At 48.7% G+C, this 26,345-nt stretch carries 27 protein-coding genes, 1 tRNA gene and 1 pseudogene; 9 read left to right on the plus strand and 20 right to left on the minus strand.

Features of this window, described 5'->3' with window-relative positions; genetic code table 11:
* Positions 1 to 53 precede the first annotated feature (53 nt).
* Together C7I86_RS12375 and C7I86_RS12380 are read left to right on the plus strand one after the other, a co-directional pair.
* Positions 54 to 794 carry a 4'-phosphopantetheinyl transferase superfamily protein gene (locus C7I86_RS12375; RefSeq protein ID WP_010873553.1) on the plus strand — a complete coding sequence of 247 codons (741 nt, stop codon included), beginning with the start codon at positions 54 to 56 and terminating at the stop codon, positions 792 to 794.
* A gap of 40 nt (positions 795 to 834) precedes the next feature.
* Positions 835 to 1,164 carry a hypothetical protein gene (locus C7I86_RS12380; protein WP_010873554.1) on the plus strand — a complete coding sequence of 110 codons (330 nt, stop codon included), beginning with the start codon at positions 835 to 837 and terminating at the stop codon, positions 1,162 to 1,164.
* Between the two features lie 158 nt (positions 1,165 to 1,322).
* Here the strand turns inward: C7I86_RS12380 and pheS are convergent, their stop codons facing one another.
* On the minus strand, positions 1,323 to 2,318 hold the full coding sequence (pheS, locus tag C7I86_RS12385) for a phenylalanine--tRNA ligase subunit alpha (RefSeq protein WP_010873555.1): 996 nt from the start codon (positions 2,316 to 2,318) through the stop codon (positions 1,323 to 1,325).
* On the opposite strand from pheS, the gene C7I86_RS18755 reads away from it, so the two are divergent.
* A complete protein-coding gene (locus tag C7I86_RS18755; protein ID WP_158299080.1) occupies positions 2,317 to 2,460 on the plus strand; it encodes a hypothetical protein in 144 nt (47 codons plus the stop codon). The two genes, pheS and C7I86_RS18755, sit on opposite strands and share 2 nt — an antisense overlap.
* Positions 2,461 to 2,520: 60 nt before the next feature.
* Here the strand turns inward: C7I86_RS18755 and C7I86_RS12390 are convergent, their stop codons facing one another.
* The 14 genes from C7I86_RS12390 to C7I86_RS12455 form a co-directional block, all read right to left on the minus strand.
* Complete coding sequence (locus C7I86_RS12390) at positions 2,521 to 3,123, minus strand: low-complexity tail membrane protein (RefSeq protein WP_010873556.1); 603 nt, start codon at positions 3,121 to 3,123, stop codon at positions 2,521 to 2,523.
* 135 nt (positions 3,124 to 3,258) lie between these two features.
* A complete protein-coding gene (locus tag C7I86_RS12395; RefSeq protein WP_010873557.1) occupies positions 3,259 to 3,660 on the minus strand; it encodes a type II toxin-antitoxin system VapC family toxin in 402 nt (133 codons plus the stop codon).
* A 2-nt stretch (positions 3,661 to 3,662) separates the two neighbouring features.
* On the minus strand, positions 3,663 to 3,920 hold the full coding sequence (locus C7I86_RS12400) for an antitoxin (RefSeq protein WP_010873558.1): 258 nt from the start codon (positions 3,918 to 3,920) through the stop codon (positions 3,663 to 3,665).
* A gap of 255 nt (positions 3,921 to 4,175) precedes the next feature.
* On the minus strand, positions 4,176 to 5,561 hold the full coding sequence (locus C7I86_RS12405) for a cation:proton antiporter (protein ID WP_010873559.1): 1,386 nt from the start codon (positions 5,559 to 5,561) through the stop codon (positions 4,176 to 4,178).
* A gap of 342 nt (positions 5,562 to 5,903) precedes the next feature.
* On the minus strand, positions 5,904 to 6,707 hold the full coding sequence (locus tag C7I86_RS12410; RefSeq protein WP_010873560.1) for an anti-sigma factor domain-containing protein: 804 nt from the start codon (positions 6,705 to 6,707) through the stop codon (positions 5,904 to 5,906).
* Positions 6,708 to 6,711: 4 nt separating this feature from the next.
* Positions 6,712 to 7,269, minus strand: a complete 558-nt coding sequence (locus tag C7I86_RS12415) for a sigma-70 family RNA polymerase sigma factor (protein ID WP_010873561.1) — start codon at positions 7,267 to 7,269, stop codon at positions 6,712 to 6,714.
* A gap of 1 nt (position 7,270) precedes the next feature.
* On the minus strand, positions 7,271 to 8,098 hold the full coding sequence (locus C7I86_RS12420; RefSeq protein ID WP_010873562.1) for a cytochrome c biogenesis protein CcdA: 828 nt from the start codon (positions 8,096 to 8,098) through the stop codon (positions 7,271 to 7,273).
* A 189-nt stretch (positions 8,099 to 8,287) separates the two neighbouring features.
* Complete coding sequence (locus C7I86_RS12425) at positions 8,288 to 8,776, minus strand: thioredoxin family protein (RefSeq protein WP_010873563.1); 489 nt, start codon at positions 8,774 to 8,776, stop codon at positions 8,288 to 8,290.
* A 103-nt stretch (positions 8,777 to 8,879) separates the two neighbouring features.
* Complete coding sequence (gene pstB, locus C7I86_RS12430) at positions 8,880 to 9,680, minus strand: phosphate ABC transporter ATP-binding protein PstB (RefSeq protein WP_010873564.1); 801 nt, start codon at positions 9,678 to 9,680, stop codon at positions 8,880 to 8,882.
* A 114-nt stretch (positions 9,681 to 9,794) separates the two neighbouring features.
* Positions 9,795 to 10,604, minus strand: a complete 810-nt coding sequence (pstB, locus tag C7I86_RS12435; RefSeq protein ID WP_010873565.1) for a phosphate ABC transporter ATP-binding protein PstB — start codon at positions 10,602 to 10,604, stop codon at positions 9,795 to 9,797.
* A 25-nt stretch (positions 10,605 to 10,629) separates the two neighbouring features.
* The gene (pstA, locus tag C7I86_RS12440) at positions 10,630 to 11,493 is read right to left on the minus strand and encodes a phosphate ABC transporter permease PstA (protein WP_010873566.1); all 864 of its coding nucleotides are present in this window, start codon (positions 11,491 to 11,493) and stop codon (positions 10,630 to 10,632) included.
* A gap of 185 nt (positions 11,494 to 11,678) precedes the next feature.
* A complete protein-coding gene (pstC, locus tag C7I86_RS12445; RefSeq protein ID WP_010873567.1) occupies positions 11,679 to 12,632 on the minus strand; it encodes a phosphate ABC transporter permease subunit PstC in 954 nt (317 codons plus the stop codon).
* A gap of 81 nt (positions 12,633 to 12,713) precedes the next feature.
* Entirely contained in the window at positions 12,714 to 13,865 is a 1,152-nt protein-coding gene (gene pstS, locus C7I86_RS12450) for a phosphate ABC transporter substrate-binding protein PstS (RefSeq protein ID WP_010873568.1), read from the minus strand.
* 321 nt (positions 13,866 to 14,186) lie between these two features.
* The gene (locus C7I86_RS12455) at positions 14,187 to 15,197 is read right to left on the minus strand and encodes a PstS family phosphate ABC transporter substrate-binding protein (protein ID WP_010873569.1); all 1,011 of its coding nucleotides are present in this window, start codon (positions 15,195 to 15,197) and stop codon (positions 14,187 to 14,189) included.
* 257 nt (positions 15,198 to 15,454) lie between these two features.
* Here C7I86_RS12455 and C7I86_RS12460 point away from each other — a divergent pair, with 257 nt between their 5' ends.
* The 3 genes from C7I86_RS12460 (at position 15,455) to rpsN (ending at position 17,149) form a co-directional block, all read left to right on the plus strand.
* Entirely contained in the window at positions 15,455 to 16,621 is a 1,167-nt protein-coding gene (locus C7I86_RS12460) for a pentapeptide repeat-containing protein (protein ID WP_010873570.1), read from the plus strand.
* A 53-nt stretch (positions 16,622 to 16,674) separates the two neighbouring features.
* A tRNA-Arg gene (locus C7I86_RS12465) sits at positions 16,675 to 16,747 on the plus strand.
* Positions 16,748 to 16,846: 99 nt separating this feature from the next.
* Positions 16,847 to 17,149, plus strand: coding sequence for a 30S ribosomal protein S14 (gene rpsN, locus C7I86_RS12470; RefSeq protein WP_010873571.1), 303 nt, complete (start codon positions 16,847 to 16,849; stop codon positions 17,147 to 17,149).
* 173 nt (positions 17,150 to 17,322) lie between these two features.
* On the opposite strand, the gene C7I86_RS12475 is transcribed toward rpsN, so the two are convergent.
* Positions 17,323 to 18,126 carry a PspA/IM30 family protein gene (locus C7I86_RS12475; RefSeq protein ID WP_010873572.1) on the minus strand — a complete coding sequence of 268 codons (804 nt, stop codon included), beginning with the start codon at positions 18,124 to 18,126 and terminating at the stop codon, positions 17,323 to 17,325.
* Positions 18,127 to 18,352: 226 nt separating this feature from the next.
* Between C7I86_RS12475 and C7I86_RS12480 the strand changes: the two genes are divergently transcribed.
* A complete protein-coding gene (locus C7I86_RS12480; RefSeq protein WP_020862115.1) occupies positions 18,353 to 18,574 on the plus strand; it encodes a hypothetical protein in 222 nt (73 codons plus the stop codon).
* A 100-nt stretch (positions 18,575 to 18,674) separates the two neighbouring features.
* Positions 18,675 to 19,334, plus strand: a complete 660-nt coding sequence (locus C7I86_RS12485) for an MBL fold metallo-hydrolase (RefSeq protein WP_010873573.1) — start codon at positions 18,675 to 18,677, stop codon at positions 19,332 to 19,334.
* A 103-nt stretch (positions 19,335 to 19,437) separates the two neighbouring features.
* On the opposite strand, the gene secA is transcribed toward C7I86_RS12485, so the two are convergent.
* The 4 genes from secA to ruvB all read right to left on the minus strand — a co-directional run bounded on the left by secA (position 19,438) and on the right by ruvB (position 25,003).
* The gene (gene secA / locus C7I86_RS12490; protein WP_010873574.1) at positions 19,438 to 22,236 is read right to left on the minus strand and encodes a preprotein translocase subunit SecA; all 2,799 of its coding nucleotides are present in this window, start codon (positions 22,234 to 22,236) and stop codon (positions 19,438 to 19,440) included.
* Between the two features lie 192 nt (positions 22,237 to 22,428).
* A complete protein-coding gene (locus C7I86_RS12495) occupies positions 22,429 to 23,049 on the minus strand; it encodes a TMEM165/GDT1 family protein (RefSeq protein WP_010873575.1) in 621 nt (206 codons plus the stop codon).
* 442 nt (positions 23,050 to 23,491) lie between these two features.
* Entirely contained in the window at positions 23,492 to 23,890 is a 399-nt protein-coding gene (locus tag C7I86_RS12500; protein WP_010873576.1) for a DUF4253 domain-containing protein, read from the minus strand.
* Between the two features lie 27 nt (positions 23,891 to 23,917).
* Positions 23,918 to 25,003 (minus strand): Holliday junction branch migration DNA helicase RuvB, encoded by a 1,086-nt coding sequence (ruvB, locus tag C7I86_RS12505; RefSeq protein WP_010873577.1) that lies wholly within the window; start codon positions 25,001 to 25,003, stop codon positions 23,918 to 23,920.
* 201 nt (positions 25,004 to 25,204) lie between these two features.
* Between ruvB and thiO the strand changes: the two are divergent.
* Positions 25,205 to 26,176, plus strand: a pseudogene (gene thiO / locus C7I86_RS19220) (glycine oxidase ThiO); the annotation flags it as partial.
* Between the last annotated feature and the right edge of the window lie 169 nt (positions 26,177 to 26,345).

Here is a 26,345-nt window from a genome sequence, read left to right on the forward strand (position 1 = left end):
GGAAAAGAATACTGAAACTCTTTGATTGTTCAAAACGCTGTTTAAACTGACCTGTGCTCCCCCAGCCCCAAATTTGGCTTTGTCCCACCGATCGCCCCTTAATTCCGGGTTATCAAGCCCTATTAAGTTCCGAAGAAATGGCCCGGGGGGAACGCTACCAACGGCCCCAGGATAAGCAACGATTTTTGACTATGCGGTTAGCTTTACGCATACTCCTAGCCCGTCAGCTTGACTGTTTGCCCCAGCAATTACAGTTCACCTATGGCCCCCAAGGTAAGCCGGAGTTAGTGGACAGGGAGCGGAGATCGCCATGGTTTAACGTGGCCCATAGCGGGAATTATGGTTTGATTGGCTTAAGTACAGAGGGGGAAATTGGGGTTGATTTGCAAATTATGCTCCCTAAACCCCACTACTTAAAATTAGCAAAGCGTTTTTTTGCTCCCCAGGAAGTTCAGCAATTGGAAAGTTTAGAGGGGGAAAAAAGAACTAAACTGTTTTACCAACTTTGGACAGCGAAGGAAGCATTTTTAAAAGCTACAGGGAAGGGCATTAGCGGTGGCTTGAATCAAGTTATACCAGACGAAAATTTAGCTAAATATCAGTACTTACCGGATAGCGGAGATACAAACCATTGGCGATTATCTAGTCAACCTTTGTTAGCGGATCAAGGGAGCAACGATAATTATTGGATGGCGATCGCCTGGTGCACTAACGAGGTCAACCAAGTTGAGTCTAATTACTTACCCAATATTCAGCCATTCCAGTGGCCCCGTAACCTTGATTCATTGCCCTAGTTTCGTTACCTTGGGCCGACGGCCTTAATCCTGTGAAACCATGGAAAATCCCCTGCAAAAAGTGGAAGCGGCCATTAACCATCAAGTTAATGAAACGGTGCGCCAAACCAGCGACAAATTCTATGGCCAGCTAGAAAAAATTGTCCATAAAGAATTGACCAGCGATCATTTGGAAAGAATCATCGCTGATGCGGTGGCCCAAACCTTGCGAAAACTGGCTTGGCAGTACTGGTACTTGCTCATAGGGGCCGCCTGTGGGCTGTTGGTAATTCAGGCCTTACTGCTGAGAGTGGTACTTAAAGACACTAATTCCTGTGTGGAGTCTGCGCCGAGATCAGCATCACCATCCCTGAATGTTCCCCAGCGCTGAGAATCTGTTTGAAAAGTTTTATTTTGTCCCCTAAATCTCCTCATTAAATCTTCGACAATGCTGGGGCACTTTTATTTTTAACTTCCCCCCAAACTTGGGGGCCAGGGGGGCTTTTCAAACACGCTCTGAGAGTTAATTAGTTGATCAATTTTAAAACATTAAAACTGCCGCAGAAACCGCAGATCACTGTTATAGAGCCGACGAATATCGTCAATTTGGTGCAACACCATGGCAAATCGCTCTACCCCAAAGCCTGCGGCAAAGCCAGTGTAAACTTCCGGGTCATAACCCACTGCTTCCATTACGTTGGGGTCCACCATGCCACAGCCCATCACCTCTAGCCATTTACCCTGCCATTGCACATCCACTTCCGCTGAGGGTTCGGTAAAGGGAAAATAACTAGCCCGAAAGCGAATCGGCAATGCTTCCCCAAACATTTGTTTGATAAAAGCCTGAATGGTGCCTTTCAAATGGGTGAAAGCTAAACCTTTATCGATCGCCAATAGTTCTACTTGATGAAATACAGCAGAGTGGGTGGCATCCACCGTATCCCGCCGATAAACTCGACCAGGGGCCACAATGCGGATGGGGGGATCATGCTTCTCCATGTAACGGATTTGCACCGGGGAAGTGTGGGTACGGAGCAGACGACCATCTTTTAAAAAGAAGGTATCCTGCATATCCCGAGCGGGGTGGTCAGCGGGAATATTTAACGCTTCAAAGTTGTAATAATCCGTTTCCACTTGGGGCCCCGTAGCGACGGTGTAGCCCAAACCGACAAAAATATCCAACACCCGGTCAACGGTGCTGTTGAGGGGATGGCGACGGCCCTGGGGACGGTAACTGCCCGCCATGGTCACATCTAAAGTTTCCGCCGCTAGCTGAGCTTCGATCGCCGCATTTTGTAGATTGGCTTTGCGGGATTCCAAATCATGCTGGAGTGCCTCTTTTACCTCATTGGCGATCGCCCCAAATTTAGGTCTTTCCTCCGCAGAAAGTTTACCCATACCTTTAAGAATCAGGGACAATTCCCCTTTTTTCCCTAGGTATTGCACCCGCAATTTATCCAACCCATCCAGGTCGTCACAACCGCTGATCGCCGCCTGGGCAGACTGTTGCAGGGATTTTAAATCGGCTTCCAAAGAAATAGTCATGGAAAAATGGGTCTCTCGTAATTCCGCCCTAGCAAAGGCCTTGTTTATGGGGATGGATCAAATACTGATTAGCGCTGGTCAGGTTGATCAACAGGGGATAATTGGTCTTTCCTCGGCCATGGTCAAGGCCAACATCGGCTAAACCTAGGAAAAATCGCCCGTTACCGATTCTACCCCAGCAGAGAGCGCAAATCCTTTGTTATCAAGAGCTAATCCTTGGCACCAGGGGAATCTGCCGCAACTTAATGCCGGGAATGGTGAACTGTTGTTCGATCTGATTTGGCTCTAGGGGAATCGTCTCAGTAAACTTGGACTGGCTTGTGGATAACACCCCCAACACACTCAGGGGCACCTGCAAAAATAAATTGGCCATCAAATAGGCGATCGCCGCTAGCCCAACCCCTGCCAAACGAATCTGGGGCAAATCCGTCACCCAAGGATAGGCGATCGGAGCGTAGTAATACACCAGCCACAATAGACCCAGACTAATTATTCCCCCAAACAAAGTAATCCATCGTTGTTGGCTCCGTTTAAACAAACTTAAAATTCGCAGTTGGTCTTCCCCCAAACTATCCTGGCGCAGAGCAATGATCAGCAAACTAAAAATCTCAAAGGGCTTAAACCATTGCATCACCATCACTGGCAACCAACCCACTGCAATTAAGAAAATTAGTTCCAGGCCATAAACAGAAAAAGGGGTTCCCAGCGCTAACCCCAACATCATGGTTAACAGGGCCAATGGCACCACCACAATCCCCGCCAAATGAATCCAGAGAAATGGTTCTGCCCGAAAAGATGCGCCCATGGTTTAAATGCCTAATTGCTGATCTGGTAGTTGTACCGCACTGCGTCTAATAATACCAAATTGCCTTGGCCCAGAGCTTTTGAGTTAGATTATTTTTTCAAGATTATTAGAAATACTGATTGGAGTAGTGATGGATCAAAGCCAGTTTTCAACGGACAGACCAGGCATCCGTTTAAACTCTCCAGTATTGTCAGTTACGAGAATCAAATTAGCGTAAATAGCTTGACTAGCAATTAAAAGAGCATTGCCACCTATGGGAGTTCCCTGGTGTTCTAAAATAGCTCTGATTTTGCCATACACTTTCTCCATGCCCGCAAGCATTGGCGCAATGGGAACCAAGTCTAGAATTAAGTTAACCCTTTCCTGTAGCCTTTTTGATTGTTTTTTCTCCGCACCAAAAGCTAATTCACAAGCCACGATAATACTTGTGGAGATGTTAGCTTCCCCTACCTCTTTAATTTTGAAGAAAATCGTTCCGTTAGGATGACGAATCAAATTAGAAAGTATATTTCTGTCTAGCAAATAAGGATACTGCACACTTATAAATTAATATTATCTAGAGGAAGATTGTCAGTAAAATTTTCGGGAAAACTTTCTTCTATGTCATCCAAAAGAACCAGTTTGGCCAATAGAGAGGGTTGGGGAAGAGGCTCTATAATTAGGCGGCCATCCTGGCAATAAATTTCCACTTCGGTGGCATTGAGACGAAGATCTTCTGGTAGTGTTAGACTCTGACTTTTGCCACGGGAATCCAGTTTAACAACATAGGTTGAAGACATAGTTACAGATCTTTTCATGGAAATAATTTTAGCTCAGCCTTGGGTAGTTAAAATTTTCTTACTAGGTCAGTTTGCGAGGTGATGGGAGCGATAATTCAAGGGGAAAATTATGACTCTATAGTCTTAGGAATCTAAACTTAGTCTAGTCATACCTATCAGTCATAATTCTAGCAAGGGTTTCTACCCAAAGTAAGAATCCCCGAAAAGCTTATCAGGGAAGCCTCGAGGACAAAAAATGAATTTAGGATAAATCTAAATCTGGATTGCGATTAACTAATCTGGGGTGGGAACTGGTTTTTCCGGAGCTTCCTCCTTTTTGGCCCCTTCAAACACAGCCCGCAACCAAGGGGGAGCCACAAAGGTAGTAACAATGACCATTACGATGATGGCGGCATCGGTGGCAGGATCCAACGCTCCACTAGCGGCCCCTACCCCAGCAAAAACTAGACCCACTTCTCCCCGGGGAATCATGCCTACCCCGATCGCCAATTTGTTCAATTCCGACTTACCAAACAGGGTAAAACCGGTAACCACCTTACCCACGATCGCCACCAGGATTAAAAAGGCGGCAATAATCAAACCTTCTCGGTTAGCAGGTACGGCGGGGTTCAGCACACTGACATCGGTTTTGGCCCCCACACAGACAAAAAATACCGGCACAAAAAAGTCTGCCAGAGGCAAAATTTGTTCTTCTAAATCTTCCCGCTTTTCCGTTTCCGCTAGGATTAACCCCGCTGCGAAGGAACCCAAAATCGCCTCTAACTGAACAATTTGGGCAATGTAGGAAAGGACAAACGCCACACAAATGGATACCAAGAGCAACTGACCCCTGGTTTTCATGCGGTTGACTAGGCTGACATAGAAGGGGCTGAGCAGGCGACCAATTAAAATTGAACCCACCACAAAACCGGTGGCACTAAGGATTAAGTAGATAATATTGCTGATTTGGATCTCCCCAGTTTTTACCAAGCTACCCACCACCGCCAGCACAATAATGCCGAGGATATCGTCCAATACTGCTGCACCAATAATGATCTGCCCTTCATTGGAACTAAGGCGGTTGATCTCAGCCAACACCTTCGCAGTGATGCCGATACTGGTGGCCGTCAGGGCCGCCCCCGCAAAAATTGCTGGAATGGCCGCCACCCCAAAAATGGTCATCAAACCGATGGTGCCCAAACTAAAAGGAGTTACTACCCCCACCACCGCCACGATCGCCGCTTGGGGACCCACCCGAATCAGTTCCTTGAGGTTAGACTCCAAACCAATTTCAAATAGGAGAATAATTACCCCCAACTCGGAAATGACGGAAATCACTTCACTCTGGGCACTGAAAACGGACTGGGCCGCTTCCGGGGATAAATCCGCGGATCCCATCAGCAGTTGAATAACGAGGGAATCTTCGGGGGCCAGACCTCCTTCGGGAAATAATAATAGTTTCAGGGCCGAAACCCCCACTAACACGCCCCCCACCAATTCTCCTAGCACTGGCGGCAGATTGAGTCGGAGACAAACTTCCCCGCCCAACTTACTAGCAAAATAGATCACCACCAGACTGAGGAGCACCCCAGCCAATACCAATGGAGCTATTTCCGTTTCTGTTTCTACGGCAGTGGCGATCATTGGCCACAGGGGAGGGAGCAATGGGTTCATAAACATTTACATTGGATGTCATCTCTAAGCAGGATAAGGCAAAAGCTCCCCAATTTTTAGTGGCGTAGGACTCTGAAAATACAATCCAAACCATTCACTGAGATAGATATTTTCACTGTAGACCAGGGGCAATGGTCAATAGAAGTTGTTATTAACTATAATTCTAGTTTTTGAAATTTATTTGAAAAATTGAGGTGTGGCAGTTAAATCTCCCCCTTGTTTGAGTAGGGATTTTAGTGGGGCGATTGAGCGGGATGATCCTATCTTTAATTGACTTAAGTTTAGAACTAAAAAGACTGATCAAAGGCTGCTAGATAGATGATTTTAATTGTGTCAAACGTCCCTAGCTCAAGATTGGAAAGGCGTCTGTTGGCCTTGGATCACCATTTCTCCCCGGGGTTGACGGGCAGAAACTTCTTTTTCCTCTGTGACCATCACTTCCGAGGCAGACAACCATTTTTCAAAAGGAATCTCTAGCAAAACTTCCCCTTGGGCATTGGGTAGAAAAGAACGACAGGGCACTTTTTTGCCATCAATCACAGCCCAAAGTTGGTAAACCTTACCGTCCTTAATCGGAGGTACATCCCTTAGCACTAATAGTGCTGATGCACTTTCTGCGCCCACAATTAAACTGCCCGTTGCTTGGGATTTAGCCTGGGTGGCCCGCAGGGTTAAAAAGTTTTTGTTGGGTTCCTGAAGAAGATTAACTACCTGACGATAGGCCGACAATTGTTCAGTCTGCTGTTGATCCCCTTGGGAGTCAAGCACCTGTTGCAATGTCTGATTAGTTTGCTCAATGGTGGCTAATTGTTCCTGTAGTCGATAATTTTGCCAGCTTAAACCGGCGATCGCCGTGGCCAGTACACCGCCCAAAGCTAGTTTTCCCCAGGTAAACTTGGGAGTCGATTTAATTACGGATGGAGAAAATTGATTAACTGAAGATTGGGAAAGCAATAGGGGCGGTGGAACATCGGCCGAGGATAGTCCCAAGGGCAAAAGGTTGAGGGTAGCCCGCAGTTGCTCAACTTCCCTTACCAGGACTGGATTTTGGCTTAATAACTCCTCCACCTGGGCCTGCTCCCCTGGATTTAAATCTTCTAGCACATAGCCCGCCAACAATTCCTGCAGGGAGATCGGGTTTAGGGATTCCATCGGTTTACTCCACAAGATCCTGTAATAAATTTTTTAGCTTTAATAACCCCTGACGGGAACGGGTTTTAACCGTACCAAGGGGAATGGCTAATTTTTGGGTAATTTCCGACTGACTCAGCCCTTCATAGTAAGCCAGCTCCAACACCTGCCTTTGGTTAGGGGGCAAAGTCTCCAAGGCCGATGCTACCCGTTGGGACAACTCGGACAAAGCAGCGTTTTCCATAGGTAAATTGGGAACATTCGTTAAGTGGTTGTGTTGACAGGCTTTTAACAGTCGCCCTCGGCTCCGACCCTGGCGAATTCGGTTCAAGGCCCGGGAACGGGTGAGGGTAAGCAAAAAATTGAGTAAATTCCCCCGTTGGGAGTTGTAGGGAGTGGTGGTCTCCAGGCTAAGGAAAATTTCCTGGGTTAAATCCTCCGCATCCTGGGAGCGCTGCAATATGCGTAGGGCTAAACGATAAACCACCGCACCGTAGCGGTTATAGAGAACTCCTAGGGCAAAGGAATCTCCCCGTTGCACCGCCGCCATAATTTCTCCGTCATCCTGCACCACGACTTGCATACTAGAAAAACCAACCCAGTCCTGTCAGCAGATAATATCCCCCTGCTAACATCAACAAGCCACTACCAAGTCCCGTAACCCAATGGGAGTTTTTTAGTAAAACCCGGCTCTGTTTGATCAAACCAGTGAACAGGCTAGCGAAGAAAATAACGGCGGTGTAACCCAAAGCATAGAAAACCATCGCCATCACACTTAAACTCTGGGAACCGGTGGTGGAAGCCGCAGCTAACACGGCAAATAATACCGGACTGGCACAGGGAGAACTCACCAAAGCAAAGGTCATACCCACCCCCAGGGGCCCTGCCACAGGCAAATTAATTTGGGTTTTGGGTAGGGGTAAATGAACTAGTCCGGCAAAACTCAATCCCATGACCAGAATGATGGTGCCGATCGCCACATGAACGTAGCCCTTAAAGTCCACAATGACGGCGGTGGCAAAGGCGGAGACCAAGCCAAATAAGCTGAGCACAATTACCGTACCTAAGACAAATAGGCTAGCTTTGCCCAGGGCTTGGCGGCGGGAAGTAACTTGCAGAGTGCCAATGTAGCTCAGATTCACCGGCAATAGGGCGAGGATACAGGGGGAAAAACTAGCAAGCAGTCCCCCCAGAAAAGCCAGAGGTAGCAATACCAGGGGATTGCCGGTGTTTTGCTGGTCAAACCATTGCTGGTAATGATTTTCAACCGCGGCAATGAAATGATCCAGGCCCGCTGTCAGGGAGGCCCATTGACTAGTGAGCACCACTAAGGACAGGGCTCCCAAAAATAAAATTAGGCAAAATGCCCAGGGAGCCATGGAGGAAAAGGAGCGACGGGCACGATTTAACATGGCGATTTCAGAATTTGGTCAACGAGGAGCGAAGCAGAGGCTGACCAAACCGCCTGCGCCCCGGTGGGGAGGAAATATTTTGATAAAACCTCCAAGGTTGCTAGAGCTTAAGTGGCCCCGGGTCGGAAAATGGACAAAATTATGCAAAAAGAAATGGGGCGATTTCGGTAACAAACCCCCCGGCGTCAACTATTTTTTCGCCATTCTGGAAATTTCCCCATCAATTACCTTGGCGTAGTCCCCAGCATTGGCATTTTTACGAAATTGCTGGACAACCATCCCTGTGGCGGGATCAATGATGGCAACGGTGGCGGTTTGGGTTTTATTGGCTTCAAAGAAGGTTGTTAGCCCCAACTGCTTGGCTTTAGCTTCCGCCGCTTTGGTTGTGTTCTTGTCTGAAACATCCAGCACCACAAAGTTCACTTTGCCCTGGTACTGCTTCTTCAACTGACTAAGGGTAGGAGCAATGGTCTGACAGCCGGGGCACCAAGTGGCATAGATATCCACCACCACTGGTTTGCCTTGGAGGGAAGGGGACAGGGCTTTGGGGGCCTGGGTCTGCATCATTTGGGCAACGCTGACTTGGGGAGAGGAAAGACTCACCGAAGCCACGCCGAGGGCACCACCAAGAAAGGCGATCGCCAGAGTAGATGTTAAAAAGGAGCGGGTAGTTTTCACAGAAAGTGCCTCAATGGAAGGTTCACTTTCTATACACCTCTGACCCGGCTTTTGGATTTATTTAATTTCACCAACTTGATTTAATTAGTTAATTGACAGTTAATTAACCGAAACGACCACTGACATAATCCCGAGTCGATTCCTTGAGCGGATTTTGGAAAATTTCTTCCGTGGGGCCATATTCCACTAAGCTGCCCACTTTGGCACCTCTGTCTACCGATTCCACATTGAAAAATGCCGTGTAGTCCGACACCCGGGACGCCTGTTGCATGTTGTGGGTCACAATCACAATGGTGAATTGCTCTTTGAGTTCGTGCATTAACCCTTCAATCTTCAAGGTAGAAATGGGGTCGAGGGCCGAACAAGGTTCATCCATCAAAATTACTTCCGGCTGAACGGCGATCGCCCGGGCAATGCAGAGCCGTTGTTGCTGACCACCGGAGAGGGAAAAGCCACTGGCTTTCAATTTATCTTTCACTTCGTCCCAGAGGGCGGCCCGACGCAGGGAAGTTTCCACCAATTCGTCCATATCCCCTTGGAAATTGTTTAGCTTAGCTCCCCAGGCAATGTTTTCGTAAATTGACTTGGGAAAAGGATTGGCTTTCTGAAATACCATGCCAATGGAACAGCGTAAACCCACCGGATCAACGCTGGGGGCATAAATATCCGAACCGTGGTAGGTAATGCGTCCCTCCACCCTGGCGATGGAAACCAAATCATTCATGCGATTGAAGCAACGGAGCAGGGTGCTCTTACCACAACCGGAGGGACCAATAAAAGCCACCACCCGTCTTTCGGGAATGGAAATATTGCAATCTTTGACTGCAAGGTGGGAACCGTAATAAACGTTAACGCCCTGGGCTTCTAACACCCCCTTCGTGGCCACGCCGTTGGAAACTACCATAACTAATATCCTCTTGAAAATTTAAAAATAATTGGTTACTAATAACGGAAAAGCTTGGGTTGTTCTAGACCGAGGGACTTCCCAGGTTTGACAGAGTAAAACAGAGAGAACCATTTAACCAAAGCGCCCACTGACATAGTCCTTGGTTTCCTGTTCCTGGGGGTCACCAAACACCTTGCCAGTTCGGTCAAATTCCACCAGATAGCCCACTTTATTGCCTTTGTCCGTGGCTTCTGCGTTGTAAAAAGCAGTGTAATCCGCCACCCTGGTGGCCTGTTGCATATTGTGGGTAACGATGATGATGGTGTAGTTTTCCTTCAACTCATTCATCAACTCTTCCACTTTCAGGGTAGAAATGGGGTCTAGCGCTGAGCAGGGTTCATCCATTAACAATACTTCCGGTTGCATGGCGATCGCCCGGGCGATGCAAAGTCGTTGTTGCTGACCACCGGAAAGGGAAAAACCACTGGCTTTTAATTTATCTTTCACTTCGTCCCAGAGGGCGGCCCGTCGGAGGGAATCTTCCGCCAACTCTTCCAAATTGCCTTTGTAGCCATTGACCCTGGCACCGTACACCACGTTATCGAAAATGGTTTTTGGGAAAGGATTAGGCTTTTGGAAAACCATGCCAATATATTTCCGCACCGCAGTGACATCAATATTAGGCGAGTAGAGGTCTTGGCTATGGTAAAGAACCTTGCCCTCTAGTCGGAAACTTTCAATCAGGTCATTCAAACGGTTAAAGCAACGCAAAATGGTACTTTTACCGCAACCGGAGGGGCCAATGAAAGCAGTAATTTTATTTTTAGGAATAGTCAGGGAAACGTCCCGCACTGCCCGGTGGCTACCGTAATAGATATCTAGGTTCTGGGTAGTAAAGACGGGGATGGTTTCAGTTAATGGTTGCGCCGGGGATTCGTTCATGGGGGATTCCTCATTCAATTAGTATCTAATAAGCCTTCTTCCGGGTAAAGAAGCGGGCGGTGATGTTGGTAATCAGCACTAGAAACACCAGCAATAACGAAGCCGCCCAGGCCAATTCCTGTTGGGATTTGTAGGGCACCGACGCAAAGTTATAAACCAACACAGCCAGGGTAGCGATGGGTTCTTTTAGTCCCCGGGGCCAGAAGTTGGAGTACAAAGCAGTGAAAATTAGGGGAGCCGTTTCTCCAGCGGCCCTGGCGATCGCCAATGTGACCCCGGTGATAATGGAGGAAAGGGCAGCGGGCAGAACCACAAATAAAACAGTTTGGTATTTGTAGGCCCCTACCCCCAGGGCAGCCCAGCGAATATCCTGGGGCACAATCTGTAAAGCTTCGTCGGTGGTGCGGATAATGGTGGGTAACATCAACACCGCCAGGGCAACCCCCCCCGCAATGGCCGAAAAACCAAATAGCCCCGAAGACACCAAGGCACCGTAGGCAAATACCCCGGCAATGATGGAAGGAATACCGCTCAACAGGTTAGTGGCAAAACGTACCGCCCTGGCCACTTGGTTATCGCCGCTAAATTCGGAAAGATAAACCGCACTCAAAACGCCGATGGGTACAGCAATCACCGTGGCGATCGCCACCACAATGAAAGTCCCAATAATGGCGTTACCTACCCCACCACCGGCCAAACCGGGAGCCGGAGGTAGTTTGAGAAAAAGGTTGAGGTTAAGGCTGCGGAAACCCTGAATGGCAACAAAAATCAGCACCGCAAACAGGGGAATAACGGTGGCCAATAGACAGGCCGCCGACACGGCAGTCATGGAGTAACCAAAGATAGCTCTCAGGTCAGATTTCTTCTTTTGGAGGTTAACGGCGGTCATGGGTTTGGGGGGCCAGGGCCTAGGAGAATAAGCAAAAATATAGGTTTGGGAAGAGTTTGAGAGTTCGAGATTCGTCTTTTAAACTGACTGGCTTAATCCAGAGCTTTGATTTAAATTTCGCCCGTAATTGTCAAGTCAGGGAAACGGCTCAAACAGCCCCTAAGTAAAAATAATTGCAGCAAAAACTAATATTTAGCTTTGACTTTGTTCACAATCAGTTCTGCCAAAATATTGACAATGAAAGTAAGAACAATCAGCACAAAACCGGCATACATCAACGCCGAAACCTGCATCCCCGAAGCTTCAGCAAACTGGTTAGCTAGTAGGGAAGCAATGGTGTTGGCAGGATTCAATAAAGACCAACTCAGACGGTTAGAGTTACCAATGATCATGGTCACGGCCATCGTTTCCCCCATGGCCCTTCCTAATGCCAGCATAATCCCCCCGACAATGCCGGAGAAAGCGGCGGGAATCAACACCCGAAAAATGGTTTCCCACCGGGTAGCCCCCAGTCCCAAGGAAGCTTGTCGTAATTCCGGCGGTAAGGAAGCCAAAGAATCCCTGGCGATCGCCGTAATGATCGGCAAAATCATAATGGCCAAAACAATACTGGCGGGTAACATACCGGGGCCAGCAGGCGGGGTGCTAAAGAGGGGAATCCAACCAAAATATTCGTTTAACCACATCCCCACCGGTTTAATCAGGGGAATAATGACGAAAATGCCCCACAACCCATAGACCACACTGGGAATGGCCGCCAGCAATTCCACCATAAAAGTGAGGACAGTACGAATTTTACTGGGAATGAAATCCTCACTTAAAAACAACGCCGTACCGATGCCCAGGGGAATAGCCAGTAGTAAGGCCAAGCCGGAGTTGACCAATGTGCCCACCATAATGGCCAGGATTCCATACTGGCTGGTAACAGGATTCCAAGTATTATTGGTGATAAAGCCCAGCCCAAAAGCTTTAATTGCCGGCACCGACTGAGACAAAATCAACAGGGCGATCGCCAGCAAAATCAGCCCAATACTGACGGCAAAGGCTAAAGTTAAATACTTAAATCCCTTCTCCAAATTTTTTTCAAGATCGGAGCGGGAAGCCAGGGGCTTTGTCCGGGAATAGGGCGCAGTGGTCATGGAAAAATGGGGAATTAGGAAAGGCAAATGGGAAGGAAGATCAATGGCGATCGCCTCCCCACTCGGATATTTGCGACTGAACTATTTCAAGGTAATGGTGTAATCGGGGGAGATTTTGTCAGCAGCGGCGGCCACTTTTTCCCGCACATTTTGAGGTAAAGGTACATAACCCAAAGTGGGGGCCATGGTTTGACCTTCATTCAGACCAAATTCCACCATCGCTTCGATACCTTTAGCCTTTTCCGCATCAGCGTACTGGGGATAAAGCAACATCCAGGTGTAGGTAACAATGGGATAGGAATCAGCCCCAGCGGGGTTAGTGATGAATTCCCGCAGGTTTTCCGGCAGTTCGACTGCAGCCAGGGTGGCCGAAGCATTTTCATCGGTCGGCACAACAAACTGTCCATCCTTGTTCTGGAGGCTGGCCATGGTCAGGTTATTGTTGGTGGCGTAGCCATATTCAACGTAGCCAATGGCTCCCTCATTTTGTTGAATACCAGCGGTTACACCTTCGTTACCCTTACCACCGATGAATTTACCTTTACTGGTGGGCCACTCAACGGTTTTACCGTCACCGATGGTTTCCTTAAATTCGGGACTCATGGCGGCCAAGTTCATGGTGAAAACCGCCGTGGTACCGCTACCGTCGGAACGATGCACCACCGTGATAGGGCGATCGGGCAAGGTCAAATCGGGATTATCCGCCACTAATTTGGGGTCATTCCATTTAGTAATATTGCCCAACATGATGCCCGCCAAGGCTTCCTGGGATAACTTCAACCCTTCCACCCCAGGCAAGTTGTAGGCCATAACAATGCTACCAGCGGTCATGGGAAGCATTACCACTTCACCGTTAACCTTGGCAATCTCTTCGTCGTCCATGGCCACATCGCTGGCACCAAAATCCACGGTCTTACTCATGAATTGCTCAACCCCAGCACCACTACCCACGGACTGATAGTTAACTTCTAAGTTAGGCACAGCTTGATTGAGGGCCACAAACCAGCCTTGGTAAAGGGGAGCAGGAAAACTAGCACCGGCACCGGTCAAGGAAACTTTACTGGCAAAGGCATCTGCGGCAGTAGTTGTAGTTGCATCACCACCACCGGTTTGGGCTGTGTCACCACCACCACCACCGCCACCACAGGCTGCCAGACCAACAGTTAGTGCCAGGATAGAAGCTGTGGGCACTAAATGCTTGGACAACTTTTTAATCTGCTTGAAAGTAGTCATTGATGTGTTCTCGACGCGGATTTGTATAATCTGGCTAAACAGTTGCTCATGATACAGTCATTAAGCCAGACCATGGTAAAGGGAAGGTTAAGGTCTATGGAATTGGGATTTTCTTCCTGGGAATCCCCAATACTTGCCCCTTGAGAAAGTGTTTGGAAAGTTCTGTTTTGGCTGTTTAATCCCCCCTAGCCCCCTTTGGAAGGGGGAAACTGTTACACAAGTCCCTCTTTTTAAGCCGGAGCTTTAGTAAGGAGATTTAGGGGGATAAATCCTTTGATTTTGACTTTTCAAACAAACTCTGACGGCTTCGCCCCTTGTTTATTATTCAAAGGAGGCTTGTTTCTTTAACAACTCACCAATGGTCAGATCCATAACACTTTCGCCACCGAAGACCGTGCCCACTTCCCCTTTGTTGAAGCTAATTTTGCCTAGGTTATAGGCTTCCTCGGGCAAGGGAATATAACCAACCTTGGTGGCAGTGGCAGAGGCGTTGGCCAGATAAAAATCGACAAATTCCCGTAGGGCAGGATTATCTTGGGCTTTGGTTGCGTTGACGTAGATAAATAAAGGGCGGGACAGGGGTTGATACTCAGATTTTTCCACCGTTTCTCGGGAAGGCAGCACTGGTCCTCTACCGTTATCGACCCCAATGGCTTTCAAGTCAGCAATACGACCTTCGTAGTAGGCAAAGCCAAAATAGCCTAGGGAATAAAGGTCTTGGACAACTCCCTGCACCAAAATTTCATCGTCTTCACTTTTTAGGGTATCGAGACGACTAGCTCCAGCTTGACCAACGATCGCCTCGGTGAAGTAATCAAAGGTGCCAGAATCCTCACCGGGGGAGTAGAGGTTAATAGGTTGGTCGGGAAATTCGGGCCGGACTTGGTTCCAGCGGGTCAAGGTTTTTTCGGCGGCAGGTTCCCAAATGCGCTTTAGCTCTTCGACAGTCAAACTTTTCAGCCAGTCATTTTTGGGATTGCTGACCACAGTAATGGCATCAAAGGCAATGGGCAATTCCACATACCGCACCTGGTTGTCATTACATAATTTCATTTCCTGCTTGTTAATGGGGCGGGATGCGTCAGCAATGTCTGTTTTACCCTCGCAAAATAGCTTAAAACCGCCGCCAGTGCCAGAAAATTCCACATCAATGTCGACCCCTTTCTTACCCCCAGAGAAATCTGCAACAATCGCCTCGGTAATGGGGTAAACCGTACTCGAACCATTAATGGCGATCGATTGACTGGTCTGGGATGGTGTACAGGCAGAAATTCCCAACAAGAGCAAAGCCATAGGGACAATGCCCCGGCTCAATCGACTTAAATCAAACATTTTTACTTCTCCGCCCCCAGGGTGGTCGATTGTGATTAGCCGTTGACGGTAGCTTTAGGGCATCTATCAACATTTTTGTATATTAAAGTCGCCCCGGCTGGTTGAAGGTTAAGCCCTAGTAAAGGTTTGGTTAAAGGGCTGGAGAGGTTGATCGTGCCGTATTTTTCGTCCCTAACATTTGTAAACCAAGGGATATATTCTTCGAGCCGTAATTCCAGTCTTTCAGGAAAAATTAATGGGACGGGACTCCATGAACAATGCCACAACGTCTGCCCAGGGGACTTTTTGCCCCGATTAACCTAGACTTGAGAAAAAAGCTGATTTTTGTGACTATGGCGACCTTTTCCTCCCTCGAAATTTTTAACCCCCATCTTTCGGCCATGGCTTTGGGGGCGGATTTCCATTGGCAGACCCAGGGAGAAAAGGGCCATCTGGCTTTGACTTTAATTCCCCAAGCTGACGGTCAATGGTTATCACTGTTGGGGGGAAAACTGCGCTTTTGGCTACGGGGCATTAGTTTAACAGTCCAGGCTGAAGGCGCGACCACTGACCATGGGCAAAAATTTTTTAATGTGGGGGAGATAGTTTTCCCGTCAGAAGCTGTTTCTCCCCAAACTGTAAATGTTGAACTTGCCCTAACTGGACAATGGGCCCGACTCCAGGCAGAAGTTAAAGCAGAAGCTCGGCAGGTGGCGATCGCCGAAACCCAAGGCCTGTGGCCACCGGATTTGAGTCCGAACCAATTGGCTATTGCCGATCGCCTGTTGGCTAAGTTTATAGCGGAAAATTACCTAACTCCGGCCCTTTGTTGGGGTCAATGGCTCCTGAGCAAATCAGTCGATGCCGATCCTCAAATTATCTGGCAACCTCTATACAATGTCGAAAATAATCGCACCGTAACGGAAGCAGACACCGGGAACCTTGGCGATCGCCTGCAATTAATCATCAACTCCCCCCAGTTGGATTGCCTTACCCTGGGGAAGTTAGTCGGTTTGGACCCGCAACGGGATTTGGCGGGAGGCAAATTTGTGGGTGCTAACCTCAACAGCATTGACCTTAGTAATGGCCAACTAATGGACAGCAATTTCCGGGGAGCTATTCTGACCGACAGCGATTTGAGTAATACCGATCTCCGCCGGTCCAATTTTCGGGGTGCAGACCTGAGTGGCGCTTACCTAGAAGGGGCTAATCTCAGCCAAGTTGATTTTCGTAAAAGTAGTTTAGCCCTAGCAACTTTAATCGGCACAGACCTACGGGAAGCGGATTTGCGGGGAGCCACTCTCCAAAACGTCAATTTCAGTGGCGCAAAGGTGGAAAATCTCAGTTTTGGTGACAATCCGGGGTTAGCTCCCAGTCAGGAAGCTTGGTTACTGGAAAATGGTGCCCAGTTAGCTTCCGAATCGGTGCAGGAAATGTTACGCTGATAGCTGGTGTGAATTCTTTTCGCAAGATGAAAGGGTCAGCCCAAGTCTGTCCTGGACACGTAGCTCAGTGGATAGAGCATCAGGTTCCGGTCCTGAGGGTCGGGGGTTCGAATCCCTCCGTGTTCGTCTAGTTCCATTACCTTTCATAAACCTTTGTGTCCCCAAGCAGTGTGATATGATGGGGAGTGCTCAATTTTTAGACTAAAGAAATAAAGTTAAACCCCGATGGCAAAAAAATCCATGATCGAGCGGGATAAGCGTCGTAGCCGCTTGGTAGCAAAGTATGCTGCTAAACGGGAAGCGCTCAAAGAAGAATTCCGTCAAGCTGAAACCCTAGAAGACAAATTAGCTGTTCACCAAAAATTGCAGGATTTACCCCGCAATAGCGCCCCCAACCGTCGCCGTAACCGCTGTCAGGTTACAGGTCGTCCCCGTTCCTACTACCGTGACTTTGGCCTTTGCCGCAATGTTTTACGGGAATGGGCCCACCAGGGTCTTTTGCCCGGTGTAACCAAGTCTAGCTGGTAATATTGCCCAGTTCTGGCTGTGGGTGATCGAGGCTTTGATTGCTTCCTGTAGGGAAACTCGAACCCCTAATCATAGTTGCTGGAGTCTGACCCACTAGCATTTGTAATTCAATCTGATCAATTTCCCCCAAAACCTAGGTTAATGGGGGATTTTTACTGGCTGAGTTAAACCAATTACAGATTATTTAACCGACGACGTAGGTCGTCCAATTCCTGGTCAATCACCGCATCATCTTGACTGGCATTATTAGCTGGTACTGAGGAATCAACAGGAGCCGCTTCGAGTTGGGGCGTAGCGGCAGAGGTTCCCGGTAATGCTCCACCGGCCATGGAAGCTTTCAGGGCGGCCAACTCGTCTTCTACCCCACTGCTGGCTTCCAACTGGGCAAACTGGTTCTCGATGCCAAAGCCGGCTAACTCCCCTGCCGCTTGGGAAGTGGCTTCCATATCCAGTACCTTGTTCTCCATCCGTTCAAAAGCACTAGTAGCACTGCTAGTACCTAAGCCCCCGAGGGTTTGCTGCAGTTCAGCATTAGCCTTGGCCGCTTTGGCCCTGGCCTGCAACATATTTTTCTTGGTTTTAGCTTCGGAAATTTTTGCTTCTAGAGCCGCGAGGTTGCGACGGAGATTCTCCGACATGGTCCTCTGTTGGGCTAGCTGGGTTTGGTACGCCGCCGCCGTATCTGTCAGACTTTTTTTGCGGGCCAGGGCTTCCCTAGCCAAATTTTCTTCCCCATTGGTGAGGGCTAATTTTGCCCGGTCTTCCCATTTCTTGGCTTCCTGGGTGTCTTGGTTAAGACGTTGCTCTGTTCGTTTTTCTTCGGCGATCGTGCGGGCAACGGCCTGGCGGAGTTGCACCAGGTCTTCCTGCATATCGATCACGGCCTGTTCCAGAACTTTTTCTGGATCTTCAGCTTTACTGACGAGGTCGTTGAGGTTAGCCCGGACGACGCGGCCTAAACGGTCAAATAATCCCATGTCTTACTTATCCTCTCAAAATCGCTGGGGGTTAACGAATGGGGGTCTGTACAGAAGTCCGCATAAGGGGGACTAAGGAGTTGGCCCTATGTTGATCCAGTGTAAACCAAGCCCGCAGACACTAGACAGCCTTGGAGTTGGTTTTAGTGGCTTTCGCCATGGTGCCCTACCCTAGAATGGAAACACAGGTAGTCCAATCGAGATTTGATTGTGGAGGCATAGCGTTATGGCAAGTCTATTTAAAATTTTGCGCTCCCTTGCCATTCCAGCGGTGATTGCTGGTCTGGCTTTTATCAGCATCGGTGATATGTTTTTGCCCGATCCCTGGGCTAGTTATAGCAAAAACACCAGGGAACAAATTAATCAAAAATTATTGGGGATGGCTCCAAAGCCAAATATTAAAAAGCCCAGTGAAATGAGGGAAAAACAACTTGAACAGTTAAAGTAGTTGGGCTTGGGCTTAATTGCTATTCCTAGTCTGCTGACAAGATTTTGCCCTACCCGCCGAATCCTTTCGTTATCCTTCCCTACCCGTAACCTATTTTTCCATGGCGATCGCCAAATTACCCCGTCAAATTCTGCCCAACCTGTATCGTTTTGCACCCAATCGGGACACCCTGGGGGGAACAGCCTATTTATTAATCACTGGGGAGGGCAATGTGTTGATCGATTGTCCGGCTTGGCATGAAGACAATGAAGCATGGTTGGGGGAACAAGGCCCGGTGCGTTGGCTATGTCTGACCCATCGAGATGGCCATGGCCCCAAAGTGAAAACAATCCAGGAAAAGTTAAGCTGTCAGGTGGTGGTACAGGAACAGGAGGCTTACCTTTTGCCCGGGGCAAGGATATGTCGTTTTCGGGAACAATTGGCGATGGCCCCGTTCCTCACGGCCATCTGGACTCCTGGTTATTCTCCCGGTGCTAGTTGCTATTACTGGGGAGAGAACGGCGGTATTCTTTTCACCGGCCGTCATTTACTGCCCGATGGGGAAGGTAATCTAAGGGCCATTAAGCAGGCTAAAACATTCCACTGGCCCCGTCAGCAAGCCAGTGTGGAAAAAATTCATCGCTATTTGGATGAAAAAAATCTGCCCCTCAGAGCGGTTTGCCCAGGGGGAAATGTGGGTTATTTGCGGGGAGAAGATTGGTGCTTAAATCCGAGGGAATCACTGGAGTCAATGCTCAGGGAGTTTCAGGCAAAAGTCTAACGGCAGTTAAGACCATGTAAGCCCCCAATCAAACTGGGGAGGTGGCATTTGCCTAAATCCAAATCTCCCCTTCCGCACAAAACTTGACTGACTAGGACTAGGGTTAAACGGCCTGGGGTTGTTGCTGGGGCTGGAACTGGAAGAGAGAATAAACCACGTTGCGGCGGATATCGATCATCATTTCCAGGAACATTTCATAACCTTCTTGCTTATATTCAATCAAGGGATCTTTTTGTCCATAGCCCCGTAAACCGATGGATTCCCGGAGAGCTTCCATGGACTGGAGATGCTCCCGCCAGAGATTGTCGATCTGTTGGAGGATAAAATACCGTTCCGCCTCCCGCATTAGTCCTGGACGCACCTTATCTACCTGGGTTTCTTTCAGATCATAGGCTTTGCGGACTTCTTCGTGGAAGAAGGTTTTCATTTCCCACACGGTCATATCCCCCAAATCTTCCACCGTTAGGTCTTCGAGTAAATAAACGAACTGCTTAGCCTTGTCGAGCATATTTTCCACGTCCCATTCCTCCGGGGGCAATTCCGGGTTGACGTATGCATCGACAATTTCATCCATGGTTTTTTCGGCATAAACTAGCACCTGCTCTTTTAAATCCAAACCTTCCAGCACCCGCCGCCGCTCTGCATAGATAGCTTTCCGCTGATTATTCATCACCTCGTCATACTCAAACACCTGCTTACGGATGTCGTAGTAATAGGTTTCCACCTTCTTCTGGGCCCCTTCTAGGGAACCGGTGAGCATTTTGGATTCAATAGGCATATCTTCTTCCACCCGGAACATATTCATTAGTCCCGCCACCCGATCGCCGCCGAAGATGCGGAGTAAGTTATCCTCCAAGCTGAGGAAAAAGCGTGTGGAGCCCGGGTCCCCTTGGCGACCAGCCCGCCCCCGCAATTGGTTATCTACCCGACGGGATTCATGGCGTTCCGTGCCAATGACGTGCAGTCCCCCCAACTCTACCACTTCTTTATGTTCCGCTGAGGTTAGAACTTCGTATTCCCTGCGAATTTGGTTATACACCTCCCGCAGTTTGAGAATCACAGGATCATCGGTGGGGCCCTTCTCCGAGGCGATCGCCAATTTGTCTTCTGCTTCCAGTTCTGTTAAACTTTGCAGACCGTACTGATCCACTGCAAATTTAACAGCTTTTTTGAGTAAGTCTTCCGTTTCCTGGCTAATGGTAGTGGGGTAAATGTCCGGCGATACTTGCCAGGTTTTCACCTTTTTTTTGCCATTTTGATTGCCAAACCCCTGGGGTTTTTCTCGGCCACTGACCCAACCTGTTACCCCAGCCCCCAGTTCGTCATCTTCCGGGCGGACAATTTTCGGCATTAAATATTCCCGCACTTTCAGGCGAGCCATATAGTCCGAGTTCCCCCCCAAAATAATGTCCGTACCCCGACCAGCCATGTTGGTAGCAATGGTTACCGCCCCTTTGCGTCCTGCCTGGGCCACAATTTCCGATTCCCTTTCTACATTCTCCGGCCGAGCATTGAGCAAGTTATGGTGAATGCCGCTGGACTGCAACAGTCGGGAAATAACTTCTGATTTTTCCACGCTAGTAGTACCCACCAGGATGGGACGACCCTGTTGGTGCAATTCTTCGCATTCCAATGCTACCGCTTTCCACTTTGCTTCTTCGTTTTTATAGACCACATCGGGCCAATCCTGACGGCTAGAAGGACGGTTAGTAGGGGTAATGGTTACCTGGAGGTTATAAACCTTTTCCAATTCCGTTTCTTCCGTTTTGGCTGTCCCCGTCATGCCGGAAAGTTTGGGGTAAAGCAGAAAGAAATTTTGGTAAGTAATAGTGGCCAAAGTTTGACTTTCCTTTTGGATTTCCACCCGCTCCTTAGCTTCGATCGCCTGGTGCAAACCGTCACTCCAACGGCGACCGACCATAATCCGACCGGTGAATTCATCCACAATCACGACTTCCCCATTACGAACAATGTAATTCACATCTTTGAGGAATAATTCCTTCGCTTTGATGGCATTGAAAATGTAGTGGGCCCAGGGATCATTCTTGTCGAATAAATCCGTGGTTTGTAACAATTGTTCCGCCTTCTCAAAGCCTTCATCGGTCATGAGCACGTTACGCTGTTTTTCATCCACTTCATAATGAATCTCCGGCTCCAACTGGGCGGCAATGTCCGACGCTTGCAAATATTTCTCTGTGGGGCGCTCCACTTGACCAGAAATGATCAAAGGAGTACGGGCTTCATCAATTAAAATCGAGTCAACTTCGTCAATGATGCAAAAATTAAAGGGGCGCTGTACCACTTCAATCATGGCGGTGGACATGTTGTCCCGTAAATAGTCAAACCCTAGTTCGCTGTTGGTGGTGTAGGTAATATCGCAGGCGTAATTCTTTTTCCTTTCCTCAGGATTCATGCCGGACTGTACTAGACCCACCGTTAAGCCCAAAAAGCGATGGATTTGCCCCATCCATTCCGCATCCCGCCGGGCCAGGTAATCGTTCACCGTCACCACATGGACCCCTTTGCCCGTTAAACCGTTCAGATAGGAAGGTAGAGTGGCCACCAGGGTTTTTCCTTCCCCAGTTTTCATTTCCGCAATTTGCCCTTTGTGGAGAATAATGCCCCCCAACAGTTGCACGTCAAAGTGACGCATACCCAACACCCGTTTCCCCGCTTCCCGCACCACGGCAAAGGCTTCTGGCAAAATTTCGTCTAGGATTTCTTCTGTTTCCGCATCGCTGCGGGCCTTATCCAACGCTTCCCGAAATTCGACGGTTTTATACTTCAACTCATCGTCAGACAGCTTTTCAATGTCCTCTTCGTAGAGGTTGACCTCCGCCACGTAGGGTTGAAACTTTTTCAGTTTGCGGGTATTGGGATCACCAAAGAGGGCTTTTAACATGGGACTTGGGATAGGGAACCGATGGGCAGTCTAACTGGGGAATTTAACGGTCAGGCGATCACCATTCTCTGGCTTTTTTGGGCACAGGAGTTAGCAATCCTTCAACGACTTATCTTAACATTCCGTATCGTTCCGGTCGGTAGGGGAATTCAATCCCGTCAGTGACTAGTGGTTGATCTGCAAATCCGAGTCCTATGCAATCTTGGTCCACCAGGAAACCACAGCAAATAGATAGAATAAAAGCCCACCAATCAACGTCACTGTTTTCTCAGAAATACGCCCTGCCACAAATTTTCCTCCCATCACCGCAATCACCGCACAGATGGTATGGCCAAGAATGGCACCCGCCGACACTCCCCAGGCATTATTAGACGCTGCTAAAGCAATGGTTGCAATCTGGGTGCGATCGCCCCATTCCGCCACAAAGGTGAGGGCAAAGCTTTCCACCACAATGCCCCATCCCCGGGGCACAATTTTTAACTTTTTCTCGCCGGAGGCAATGGCTTTTTCTGCATCTTCCATTTCCTCCAGATTTGCCGTGGCTTTTATCCGCCGAGCGTCCCACAATAGTTTTGTGCCAAAAATCAAGAAAAGAGCTACCTCGGCATAGTTGATGTATCTAGTGGGCAAAAAGGTGAAAATTTGTCCCATTAATACTGACAAAATAGTCATTGCCGCCAATCCTCCCACTACTCCGACTAACACCCAACGGCGGGGATAGCGCATAGCTAAAATCATGGCAATAAAAAAAGTTTTATCCCCTAATTCCGAAACAGTTATCAACAATAATCCGGCAGTAAAAGCGGTCAGCATAGATCAGCCAGGAACAGAGCAACGCAGTAAACACCTGCCCAATTTATCATGATCTAGGTTATTTCTCTTTAAATAAACTCAATTTTTTTCATCAACTGTTTAGCCCACATTAATTCATATTTTATTCATTTTATCTTCATTTTTATTTCATTGTTTTTTGAGTTGCTGTTTAGTATTGACATAAAATAAAATTCTGTTGGTCAATTTATTTGAACTATAAATATTTAGTCTTTTATGCACTCTATTTGTATTGATGTATGTTTGCAAGGCGATCAGATCTAAAAGTCTGTTCAGAGAGTTGAGTTTTGGCTGTTTAATCCCCCCTTGGAAAGGGGGTAACTGTCACAAAAGTCGCCCTTTTTAAGCCAGAGCTTTAGTGAGGAGATTTAGGAGGATAAATACCTAGCCTGGCACGTTTCAAACACTTTCTAAACGATCAAACCTAGTCCCACCAAAGGGCTACCCCTTGGTCTTGGCGCAGGGCATTTTGCAGGATGGTTAACCCAAAGTCGGGATCATCCCAATCCACTCCCTCTAGCAGGTTTTGCAAATCGGGGGGGATTTCTTCGCCAGCTTCCTTGCCCATCGCGAGAATATCATCAAAACAACCAAATCCCTGGTCAATGACATCGGGGCAGAACTCGTAAATTTCCTCGGCTAGGGCTTTCAAATCCGTGGGTAAGTTCTCAAAGCGGACTATGAGGCTATCAAAGCTCACTTCACCGATTTCAATGCCATATTGCCCATCCCATTGCTGAAGCTTAGCAATCAAATCTTCGGTGGTGATGTCGTAGTTAATGCCGTTGGTTTGTTGCTCAATAATTGCCGTTGGATCAAACATAAAATAAACGAATTTTTTGACTACGCCTTAACTTTCCTTCCAAGGTAGCAGGGGAGTGGGGGGAGTCAACCCTAGGTGTTCATAGGCGGCGGTGGTGGCAATGCGGCCTCGACTGGTGCGGGCCAGGTAACCAATTTGTAGCAGGTAGGGTTCGTACACTTCCTCAATGGTTTTGGCATCTTCCCCTGTGGCAGCGGCGATCGCCTCTAGGCCGGTGGGGCCTCCCTGGAATTGTTCAATTAAAGTTTGTAAAACTAAGCGGTCTGTCCAATCCAAACCCCGTTTATCCACTTGGTATAAATCCAATGCTTCCGACGCAAGGGCAGGGTCAATTTCCGGCTGTTGTTTAACCTGGGCGTAATCCCGCACCCTTTTCAGTAAACGGTTGGCAATGCGGGGAGTTCCCCTGGCTCTCATGGCGATCGCCTCGGCCCCTGTGGGGGAAATAGATACGGATAAAATACCAGCGGTGCGGAGGATAATTTGTTGCAACTCATCAACCTCGTAAAATCTCAATCTTTGAATTAAGCCAAACCGATCCCGCAGCGGCGAAGTCAAAGAACCTACTTTGGTGGTAGCCCCCACAAGAGTAAAGTGGGCTAACTTTAAACTGCGGACTTTGGCGCTTTGGCCTTTGCCCATAGTGATGTCCAAACGAAAATCCTCCATGGCAGGGTAGAGCAATTCCTCGGTTAGGCGATTTAAACGGTGAATTTCGTCGATAAACAAAATATCCCCCGGTTGCAGAGCCAATAGTAGCCCCGTAATATCCCTGGGACGTTCTAACGCCGGAGCCGCAGTAATTTTGCAACGTACCTGCATTTCCTCCGCCAAAATTAGAGCTAGGGTGGTTTTGCCCAACCCCGGTGGGCCGTATAACAGCAGATGGTCGATCGCCTCTTGCCTACCTTGGGCCGCTTGGATAGCAATGCGCAACACTTCCTTGAGATCCCGTTGGCCAATGTAATCCGCTAACCGTTGGGGCCTGAGGGATGCCTCTTGCTGTTCTAACTCTGGGCTGGTACTGCGTTCCTGGGGAATAACTTCCGGGGAAAGGAGATCGGATTTAACGTTGGGAGAAAGATTATTGTTGCCGGAACGTTTAATGGCCATGGCGCAGGGAAAAGGAAAGGCTCAGCTTGAGTCGGTTCTAGTCAGTATCCCCCCATCCTACATTGGCGATCGCCGCCGGGTTGTTCGGAACATCCCAGCAAAAAAGCCTCCAGCCCTCGATAATCCGCTAACCTGAAATTAGGTACTTCTCCCCCATTTACCCAAGGCGTTAAAGCATTCAGGGGTTGATTTTTTAAGGTTATGCAAACAACCAGTGACGTTCTCATTATTGGCGGTGGCATCATCGGTTTGGCGATCGCCGTGGAACTGAAATTAAAGCAAAAGCGGTTGCAGGTCACAGTGCTGAGTCGGGATTTTGCCCAGGCGGCCAGCCATGCGGCGGCGGGAATGTTAGCCCCCCATGCGGAACAAATCGCCCCAGGCCCCATGCTGGATCTATGTTTGGCTTCCCGCTGGCGTTACGGGGAATGGGTGGAAAAACTGGAACAGTTAACAGGCATGGAAACGGGTTATAACCCCTGTGGCATCCTCTCCCCCGTGTTTGAAGCGCCCCATGGCAATAGTTCCACTAATTCTGCCTGGTTAGACCAGGAAACCATTCGATACTATCAACCAGGGCTGGGGGAAGACGTAATTGGTGGTTGGTGGCATCCCGACGATGGCCAAGTGGATAACCGCAAACTGGTCAGTGCTCTGCGGCAAGCGGCCCAATCCCTGGGAGTACAAATTCAAGAAGGGGTCACCGTCCAGGCGATCGCCCAACGTCATGGCCAAGTGACTGCGGTGCTAACGGATCAGGGTTCTTTCCAAGCAGATAGCTACGTGTTGGCCAACGGCTCCTGGGCCAAGGAATTACTGCCCCTGCCGGTATTCCCAGTTAAAGGTCAAATGATGGCCCTGCGGATGCCAGCGGGAACTCACCAGCCCTATCCTTTGCAACGGGTACTTTTTGGTCCCCAAACCTATCTGGTGCCCCGGCGGGATGGCCGCTTAATTGTGGGGGCAACTTCGGAGCAGGTGGACTGGCAGCCCCATAATACGCCCCAGGGCATTCAAACCCTATTAGGTCGAGCCATTAGACTTTTCCCGGCCCTAGGCGATTGGGCCATTGAGGATTTTTGGTGGGGATTTCGCCCCGGCACCCCCGATGAACAGCCTTTCTTGGGCTATGGCCCCTGTGATAATCTCATTTTGGCGATCGGTCATTACCGCAACGGCATTTTGCTCGCCCCCATCACCGCCGCTTTGATTAGCGATTTAATCCTCGACCAGAAGGTTTCTCCCCTCATCCATGCCTTTAGTCCCCAACGTTTTCTAACAACTACCAATCCCCCTGTACTGTCCTGCCGCCCTATGACTGCTGTATTTCCTTCCATTGCCA

The organism is Synechocystis sp. IPPAS B-1465 (assembly GCF_003015225.1).
Taxonomy (GTDB): Bacteria; Cyanobacteriota; Cyanobacteriia; order Cyanobacteriales; family Microcystaceae; genus Synechocystis.